General features: G+C 72.7%; 10 protein-coding genes and 1 pseudogene. 4 read left to right on the top strand and 7 right to left on the bottom strand.

Features of this window, described 5'->3' with window-relative positions:
* On the top strand, nucleotides 1-352 hold a 352-nt coding region (locus tag H0488_RS17600; RefSeq protein WP_281369693.1), incomplete at its 5' end, for a glycosyl hydrolase family 65 domain-containing protein.
* Nucleotides 353-362: 10 nt separating this feature from the next.
* Here the strand turns inward: H0488_RS17600 and H0488_RS24755 are convergent.
* The 7 genes and pseudogenes from H0488_RS24755 to H0488_RS17630 form a co-directional block, all read right to left on the bottom strand.
* Complete coding sequence (locus tag H0488_RS24755; protein WP_312856404.1) at nucleotides 363-1,073, bottom strand: aminotransferase class III-fold pyridoxal phosphate-dependent enzyme; 711 nt, start codon at nucleotides 1,071-1,073, stop codon at nucleotides 363-365.
* Nucleotides 1,074-1,200: 127 nt separating this feature from the next.
* Nucleotides 1,201-1,767, bottom strand: a pseudogene (locus H0488_RS24760) (aminotransferase class III-fold pyridoxal phosphate-dependent enzyme); the annotation flags it as partial.
* 19 nt (nucleotides 1,768-1,786) lie between these two features.
* Complete coding sequence (locus H0488_RS17610) at nucleotides 1,787-2,257, bottom strand: carboxymuconolactone decarboxylase family protein (protein WP_220794732.1); 471 nt, start codon at nucleotides 2,255-2,257, stop codon at nucleotides 1,787-1,789.
* Nucleotides 2,254-2,928, bottom strand: a complete 675-nt coding sequence (locus H0488_RS17615; RefSeq protein ID WP_183100551.1) for a lysoplasmalogenase — start codon at nucleotides 2,926-2,928, stop codon at nucleotides 2,254-2,256. Before H0488_RS17615 ends, H0488_RS17610 begins: the two co-directional genes overlap by 4 nt.
* 46 nt (nucleotides 2,929-2,974) lie before the next feature.
* Entirely contained in the window at nucleotides 2,975-3,265 is a 291-nt protein-coding gene (locus H0488_RS17620; protein WP_183100552.1) for a hypothetical protein, read from the bottom strand.
* A gap of 64 nt (nucleotides 3,266-3,329) precedes the next feature.
* A complete protein-coding gene (locus H0488_RS17625) occupies nucleotides 3,330-4,283 on the bottom strand; it encodes a succinylglutamate desuccinylase/aspartoacylase family protein (RefSeq protein WP_183100553.1) in 954 nt (317 codons plus the stop codon).
* A 7-nt stretch (nucleotides 4,284-4,290) separates the two neighbouring features.
* Entirely contained in the window at nucleotides 4,291-4,764 is a 474-nt protein-coding gene (locus H0488_RS17630; RefSeq protein WP_312856405.1) for an ATP-dependent zinc protease family protein, read from the bottom strand.
* Between the two features lie 73 nt (nucleotides 4,765-4,837).
* On the opposite strand from H0488_RS17630, the gene rimK reads away from it, so the two are divergent.
* From rimK to H0488_RS17645, 3 genes are all read left to right on the top strand, one after another.
* Nucleotides 4,838-6,037: a 30S ribosomal protein S6--L-glutamate ligase gene (gene rimK, locus H0488_RS17635; RefSeq protein WP_183100555.1), complete on the top strand. Its 1,200-nt coding sequence runs from the start codon at nucleotides 4,838-4,840 to the stop codon at nucleotides 6,035-6,037.
* Nucleotides 6,038-6,283: 246 nt separating this feature from the next.
* Nucleotides 6,284-7,519, top strand: coding sequence for a YbfB/YjiJ family MFS transporter (locus H0488_RS17640; protein WP_312856406.1), 1,236 nt, complete (start codon nucleotides 6,284-6,286; stop codon nucleotides 7,517-7,519).
* A gap of 31 nt (nucleotides 7,520-7,550) precedes the next feature.
* Nucleotides 7,551-8,071 (top strand): glycoside hydrolase family 25 protein (locus H0488_RS17645; RefSeq protein ID WP_312856407.1); only part of this gene is annotated, 521 nt, incomplete at its 3' end.

Genomic DNA, 8,071 nt, shown 5'->3' on the forward strand with positions numbered 1-8,071 from the left:
CGGCGGCTCCCGCGACTGCGGTGCCGACAAGGGCGAGGACCAGTGGCAGATCGACCCGCGGCTCCCGGCGTCGTGGTCCTCGCTGGTCTACCGGATCACCCTGCACGGCACCCGGGTCCGGGTCACCGTCCGCGCCGACGAGCTCGAGCTGTGCGTCGAGGAGGGCACCGGACCGCTGCTGTTCAGCGTGCGCGGCGAGCAGGTGCTGGTGCAGGAGGGCCCGCCGGTCGTCGTACCCCTGGAGCACCAGGGCCCGGTGATCGCCGGCGATCCCCCGAACCCGGCCGGCATCCAGCGCGCCGACGGCACCGTCATCTCCGCGATCGTGCCCTCGGGCGACGGCGGCCGCTAGCCCGGCTGCGCTACGGCGCGTCCTGGGCGAGCGCCTTCGCCAGGACGTCGAGCCCCTCGGCCAGCAGATGGTCGGGGATGGACAGCGGCGGCAGCAGCCGCAGCACGTTGCCCCAGGTGCCGCAGGTCAGCACCACCACCCCCTCGGCATGGGCCGCGGCCGCGATGCGCTGGGCGAGGGCCGGGTCGGGGTCGGTGGTCCCGGGATGGACCAGCTCGACGGCGACCATCGCGCCACGCCCGCGGACGTCACCGATCCGCGGGTCGGCGGCCTGCAGCTCGGTCAGCCGGCCCAGCAGCGTCGCGCCGATCTCGCGGGCGCGGTCGACCAGGCCGTCGGCCTCGATCGTGTCGATCACGGCGAGGGCGGCCGCGCACGCGATCGGGTTGCCGCCGTACGTGCCGCCCAGGCCGCCGGCGTGCGGGGCGTCCATCAGCTCGGCGCGTCCGGTCACCGCGGCCAGCGGGAGACCGCCGGCGATGCCCTTCGCCGTCACGATCAGGTCCGGCACGACGCCCTCGTGCTCGCAGGCGAACAGGTCGCCGGTGCGCGCGAACCCGGTCTGTACCTCGTCGGCGACGAAGACCACGTCGTTGGCGCGGCACCAGTCGGCAAGCGCGGGGAGGAAGCCAGGAGCTGGTACGACGAAGCCGCCCTCGCCCTGGATCGGCTCGATCACGACGGCCGCCAGGTTGGCGGCGCCGACCTGCTTCTCGATCACGTCGGTCGCGCGGCGGGCGGGGGGGGGGCCGNGCGGGCCCGTCGATCCCGTCGATCCCGCCGTCGCGGAACGGGTAGGACATCGGGGCCCGGTAGACCTCGGGCGCGAACGGCCCGAACCCGCTCTTGTACGGCATGCTCTTGGCGGTCAGCGCCATCGTCAGGTTGGTGCGCCCGTGGTAGCCGTGGTCGAAGGCGACGACCGCCTGCCTGCCGGTCGCCGAGCGGGCGATCTTCACCGCGTTCTCGACCGCCTCGGCACCGGAGTTGAACAGCGCCGTCCGCTTCTCGTGGTCGCCGGGCGTGAGTCGGTTCAGCGCTTCGGCGACCTGCACGTAGCCGTCGTACGGCGTGATCATGAAGCAGGTGTGGGTGAACGCCGCCGCCTGGGCGGCGACCGCCGCGGCCACCCGCGGGTTGCTGTTGCCGACCGTGGTGACCGCGATGCCGGAGCCCAGGTCGATCAGCGAGTTGCCGTCGACGTCGACCACCACGCCGCCGCCGGCCGCGACCGTGTAGACGGGCAGCATGGTGCCGACCGCGCGACTGACCGCGGCGTCCTTGCGCGCGGCGAGCTCGCGGGAGCGCGGACCGGGGATCTCGGTGACGAGTCGACGCTCCTGCGGGAGCGACGGTCCACCGGTCACGGGCTGGGGCTGGGTCTGCGGCTGCGGCTGGGGCTGGGGCTGGCTCATGGTCACACCTCGCTCGGGGTCAGTTGACCGGGTGGTGGCTGGTGATCGAGATCCGGTTGAACGCGTTCATCGAGACCGCGGCCCAGGCGATCACGGCGTACGCCGCGTCGCCGAGCACCTGGCGCGAGAAGTCCTCGACCTCCTGGCGCACCGACGGCTCCGGGATCCGGGTGATGCACTCGGCCAGCTCGAGGGCGGCGCTCTCGGCGTCGTCGAACAGCGTGGTCTCCTGCCAGGTCTGGAGCACGGCGAGCCGGCGCGGGTCCTCGCCGAGCCGGACCGCCTTGGCGTGGTGCAGGTCGAGGCAGTAGGCGCAGCCGTTGATCTGGGAGATCCGCAGGTTCACCAGCTCGAGCAGCTGCAGGCTGACGCCGGCCTCCCCCGCGGCCGCGGCGATCAGCTTGGAGACGCCGGCCATGGCCGCGAAGACCTCCGGCTCGGCCTTGTCGAGGTAGAGCGGCTGGTCCGGTTCGGGCTGCGTCTGGCTCACAGGCGGGACGCGCCCTCGCTCAGCAGGAACTGGGCAGCGGTGTAGGTCGCCATCACCGCACCCTCGACCCGCGGGCTCGGGTCGTCCAGGACGAACTTGCGCAGCCCGAGCGTCGCGTCGGAGGCGAGGAAGACCAGCGCACCGGCGGCGATGAACCGGCGCGCGGCCGGGTCCTGCGACCGGTCGAGCCGGGTGGCTGCGATCGCCATCGACGTGAGCACGGCCGAGTACGTCGCGATCACGCCGCCCACGCCGCTGCGCCGCGCGTTCCACGCCATGACCGGGGACGACAGCGTCCACACGGTGGCGAGGGCCCGCGACCGGGGGTCGTCGACGAGCCGCGGCTCACGTCGCCGGCGCGGGACGAAGGCCGCGAGGTAGGCGAGGTGACCGATGCCGAAGGCCGTGGTGCCCACGACGAACGGCTTCTTCTCCTCGCTCATCAGCATGACGTCGCCGACCCAGCCCCCGGCCTGCGCGGCGAGCACCGGGCCGCGAGCCGACGACGAGCCGGGCGCGCTCACGAGCGAGGCGGACAGCAACGGCATCAGGAACGGCTTCGTCAGCATCCGCGCCTTGTGGGCGGCCGGCCGCGGCGACGCCGAGAGGACGGTGTCGAGAGCGGCCACGCCGACGTACGCCGCCTTGAGCCGGCTCGACAGCAGCATCATGGCCGCTACTTTGTCACGACTGGGTCGGACCTGTGTCAGGACTGGGTCAGGACTGGGTGACGGCCGCGTGGATCTGCTCGAGCATCGTCTTCATCTCGGGCAGCTGCTTGACCAGCGCGATCTCCTCGGTCAGCTCCGCCAGGAGCGTCTGCACCTCGCGGAGGACCGTCTTCGTCTCGGTCAGCGTCGCGTCGACCGTGGTGAGCGTGCCCTCGACCGTCTCGAGCGTGCCCTCCACGGTGGACAGGGTGCCGCCGACCGTCTCGAGCGTCGCGTTGGCGCTCGTCAGCGTCTTGTCGGCGCGCTTCAGGATCTCTCCGACCGGGTTGAGTCCCATGTCATCCCCCTTCGATTATTGACAGTGGTGTAGTAAACACCATGCGGGATCGTCGGCAGGGCGGTCACTCCACCGACGCGATGTGCACGAGCGCGTCACCGGCGTTGACGATCGGGGCACGGGTCAGCCCGATGACGATCCCGGCGCGGTCGGCGCGGACCAGCCGCACCCGGCGGCCGAACGTGTCGGAGAGGCCGCCGAGCCGGTCGCCGGCCTCGACGAACGCTCCCAGCTTGGTCTCCAGGTTGAGGATGCCGGTGCTGCGCGCGCGGACCCAGCCGGTGCTGCGCGACTCCAGGCTCACCGGCGACGCCTCGACCGGGTCGGGGTCGATCATGTCGAGGAAGGCCAGCACCCGACGTACGCCGGCGACCCCGGTCGCGATCGACTCGTCGTCGAACCGCAGCGCCTCACCGGCCTCGTAGAGCAGCGCCTTGGCACCGACGTCGGTCGCGGCCTGGCGCAGCGAGCCGTCGCGCACCCGGGCGTGCACCATCACCGGAGCGCCGAACGCCTCGGCCAGCGCGCGCGTGCCGGGGTCGTCGAGGTCGGCGCGGATCTGCGGCAGGTTGGCGCGCTTGTCGGCCGCCGTGTGCACGTCGATGCCGACCTCGCACTTGGCCACCACCTCGGCCATGAACAGGTGGGCGATCCGGCTGGCGAGGGAGCCGCGCGGCGAGCCGGGGAACGAGCGGTTCAGGTCGCGCCGGTCCGGCAGGTAGCGGTCGCCGGCCATGAACCCGAGCACGTTGACCACCGGCACCGCGACCAACGTGCCGCGGAACTCCTTCGGCGACAGCGTCGCGATCAGCTCGCGGACCACCTCGACGCCGATCACCTCGTCGCCGTGGATCGCGCCGCTGACCCAGACCACCGGGCCGGGGTCGCGCCCGTGCACGACCCGGACCGGGAGGCTGACGTCGCCACCGGTGACCAGCCGGGTGATCGGCAGCTCGACGTCGCGGGCAGCGCCGGCGCGCACCCGGACGTTGCCGATGGCGAAGGACTCGCGGGCCATGTGTCGCCTACACGCCTCGGTTGCGTCGTCGTACGACGCGCTTGGGCCGGCCGCCGAGGTAGGACCGCTCGGAGTCGACGAGGAACCCCTGACGCAGCGCCTCGCGGCCGACCAGCAACCGGAAGCCCATCTCGTCGCGCCGGGTCAGCGTCACCTCGGTCGTGATGAGCCGCTCGCCGATGCGCAGCGCGAGCAGGACGACGTACCGCTCCTGGACGTGGCCCGAGGAGCTGCGGACGTGGCGGACGTCGTGGACCGGGAGCTCGGCGGTGGCCGCGTCGTCGGCGCTGCGCTGCCACGGGTGGACCGAGAACCGCACCCAGGCCCGGCCGTCGCGCTCGAACTCCTCGAGGTCGAAGGCGTGCAGGGCCGATGTCCGCGCGCCGGTGTCGAGCTTGGCCTTGATCCAGTCGACCCCGAGCTCGGGCAGACTCACCCACTCACGCCAGCCGGCGACGCTGGTTAGATGGGAGCTCGGCACGACTCCATCCAAGCAGGCCTGACCCGGTCGGTGCCTGCAGTCCGTTGTCCGCCCCCGACCGATCGGCTCACCCGTGAAGCTGGCGATCCTCTCGCGCGCCCCCCGTAGCTACAGCACGCAGCGGCTGCGGACCGCTGCCGCCCAGCGCGGCCACACCGTGAAGGTGCTCAACACGCTCCGTTTCGGCATCGACCTGTCCGGCGACGAGCCGGACCTGCAGTTCCGCGGCCGGCCCCTCTCGCACTACGACGCGGTGCTGCCGCGGATCGGCAACTCGATCACCTACTACGGCACCGCGGTGGTGCGGCAGTTCGAGCAGATGGACGTCTACACGCCCAACACGGCCGGCGGCATCACGAACTCGCGCGACAAGCTGCGGGCGACCCAGATCCTGTCGCGGCACGGGGTGGCGATGCCGGCGACCACGTTCGTGCAGGACCGCGCCGACGTGATCCCCGCGATCGAGCGGGTCGGCGGCGCTCCTGTGGTCATCAAGCTGCTCGAGGGCACCCAGGGCATCGGCGTGATCCTCGCGCCGTCGTTGAAGGTGGCCGAGGCGATCATCGAGACCCTCCAGTCGACCCGGCAGAACGTGCTGATCCAGCGGTTCGTCAAGGAGTCGAAGGGGCGCGACATCCGCGCGCTTGTCGTCGGCGACCGGGTGGTCGCCGCGATGCGGCGCTCGGCCCAGGGCGACGAGTTCCGCTCCAACGTCCACCGCGGCGGCAGTGTCGAGAAGGTCGACATCGACCCCAAGTTCCAGGAGGTCGCCGTCCGCGCCGCCCAGATCATGGGGCTCAAGGTCGCCGGCGTCGACATGCTCGAGGGCGACGACGGACCGCTGGTGATGGAGGTCAACTCGTCCCCCGGGCTGGAGGGCATCGAGGCCGCGACCAACCTCGACGTGGCGGGGGCGATCATCGACTACATCGACAACCAGGTCGCCTTCCCCCACATCGACGTCCGCGAGCGGCTCAGCGTCTCGACCGGGTACGGCGTCGCCGAGATCGTCGTCCACGGAGACGCCGACCTGGTCGGCAAGCCGCTCGGCGAGTCCGGGCTGAGCGAACGCGACATCACCGTGCTGACCCTGCACCGCGGGGTGCTGGTCATCCCGAACCCGCGCCCGCGCCACGTCCTCGAGGACGGCGACCGGCTGCTGTGCTGGGGCAAGCTCGAGGAGATGCGGTCGATGATCCCCGAGCGGCCGAAGCGGCGCTCCCGCGTCAAGAAGCTCCCGAAGAACCCCCTCCCCGACAGCGCCGCTGGTTGAGGTGCGGGCGCAGCAAGCCAAGCGCCGCTGGTTGAGGTGCGAGCGAAGCAAGCCAAGCGCCGCTGGTTGAGGTGCGAGCGAAGCGAGCGTGTCGCCGCTGGTTGAGGTGCGAGCGAAGCGAGCGTGTCGCCGCTGGTTGAGGTGCGAGCGAAGCGAGCCTCGAAACCAAGGCGCTGAGACGCATTTCACGCGTCAACCAGCGAGATCGTTTCGTCGCTCCCGACCCACCAGGCGTTGACTGAGCCGGTGCCCCCTCCGCTGTCCGGCGCCGACCAGCAGTCGGCACCGTCGTACGCCGCCCTGCCGGCGCGACGGCGCTGGGCCATGCTCGCCGTCGGTACGGCGGCGCAGGCCTCGTCCGCGACGATGGTGCACGGCCCCGCGTTCCTGATCCCGGTGCTGCACGACCGGCTGGGGATGACGCTCGCCGAGGCCGGCCTGGTCGCGGCGGCGCCGATGGCGGGCCTGATGTGCACGCTGGTGGCGTGGGGGCTGGTGGTCGACCGGCGCGGTGAGCGGTTCGCGCTGCTGACCGGGATGAGCGGCGTGGTCGCCGCCGGCCTGGCCGCGGTGCTCGTCGACGGACCGTGGCGGGTGGCCGCTGCCCTGTTCGTGGCGGGCGCGTGCTCCTCGGCCACCAACGCCGCGTCGGGACGGATCGTGGTGGGCTGGTTCCCGCCGGAACGGCGCGGGCTCGCGATGGGCATCCGCCAGTGCGCGCAGCCGTTGGGTGTCGGGCTCGGCGCCCTGACCATGGCGTTCCTCGCCGACCGGCACGGCATCGCGGCCGCGCTGTGGGTGCCGCTGGGCTGCGCCGCCGTGGCGCTGGTGCTGGTCGCCCTCCTCGTCGTCGACCCGCCCCGACCGCCCGCCGCCGAGCGGTCCGGCGCCCCGAACCCCTACCGGGCCGACCGCTACCTCACCCGCATCCACTCGACGTCGATGCTGCTGGTCGTGCCGCAGTTCGTGGTGTGGACCTTCGGGCTGACCTGGCTGGTCGACGAGCTCGGCTGGGCTGCCGGCTTCGCCGGGATCGTCGTGGCCGGCACCCAGCTGATCGGCGCGCTCGGCCGGATCGGCTCCGGGCACCTCTCCGACCTGGTCGGCAGCCGGACCCGGCCGATGCAGTGGATCGCCTGGGTCGCAGCCGGGACCATGCTGGCGCTCGGCGCCGCGGCCTCCGGGTCGGGAGCGACGGTCGTCGCGCTCGCCGTACTCCTGCTGGCGGTGGCCTCCGCAGTCACCGTCGCCGACAACGGCCTGGCCTACGCCGCGGTCGCGGAGCGCGCCGGCGCGTTCTGGTCGGGACGCGCGCTCGGCATCCAGAACACCGGTCAGTACCTCGTCGCCTCGGCCGTCCCCCCGGTCGCCGGCATCGTCATCACCGCGTGGGGGTACGGCGCCGCCTTCGCCCTGGCCGCCGCCTTCGGGCTCGTGGCGGCCGCGGTGGTCCCGGTCGCGCAGGAGCGGGCGTTGGTGTAGCTGCGGCCCGACCGCGCCGTACGGTGGCCGCGTGCATCGCTCGCCCGGACTCGTCACTGCCGGACTCGTCACTGCCGGCGTCGTCCTGCTCGCGGCCGTCGGCTGCGGGTCCGCGGACAAGGCCGAGCCGGCTCCGTCGACGACGAGGAGCGCGACGTCGGCGTCGGATCCTGCGACGTCGCGGTCGGCACCCGCTCCTTCACCGACGACGAGTGCGACGACGAGCACGACGTCGCCGGCAGCACCCGAGCCCTCGCGGGTGCGGGTACGGGGGATCGACGCGTCGCACCACCAGGGGGCGATCGACTGGGCGGCCGTGGCCGGCGACGGGATCGCGTTCGCCTACCTCAAGGCGAGCGAGGGTACGACGTACGTCGACCCGACCTTCGCCGACCACCGGGCCGCGGCACTCGCCCGCGGGGTTGCGGTCGGCGGCTACCACTACTTCCAGCTCTGCTCCTCCGGTGTCGAGCAGGCCACCCACTTCGCGTCGGTGCTCGGCAACCTCCGGCCGGACGGCCACCTGCCGCCGGCGGTCGACCTCGGGCTGGC

It is taken from the genome of Nocardioides pelophilus (genome assembly GCF_014180685.1).
Lineage (GTDB): Bacteria > Actinomycetota > Actinomycetes > Propionibacteriales > Nocardioidaceae > Nocardioides > Nocardioides pelophilus.

Excerpts from the sequence above, each read along its gene's own strand:
- H0488_RS17615 (WP_183100551.1), bottom strand. The coding sequence starts at position 2,928 with ATGATGCTGCTGTCGAGCCGGCTCAAGGCGGCGTACGTCGGCGTGGCC.
- H0488_RS17620 (WP_183100552.1), bottom strand. The coding sequence starts at position 3,265 with ATGGGACTCAACCCGGTCGGAGAGATCCTGAAGCGCGCCGACAAGACG.
- H0488_RS17625 (WP_183100553.1), bottom strand. The coding sequence starts at position 4,283 with ATGGCCCGCGAGTCCTTCGCCATCGGCAACGTCCGGGTGCGCGCCGGC.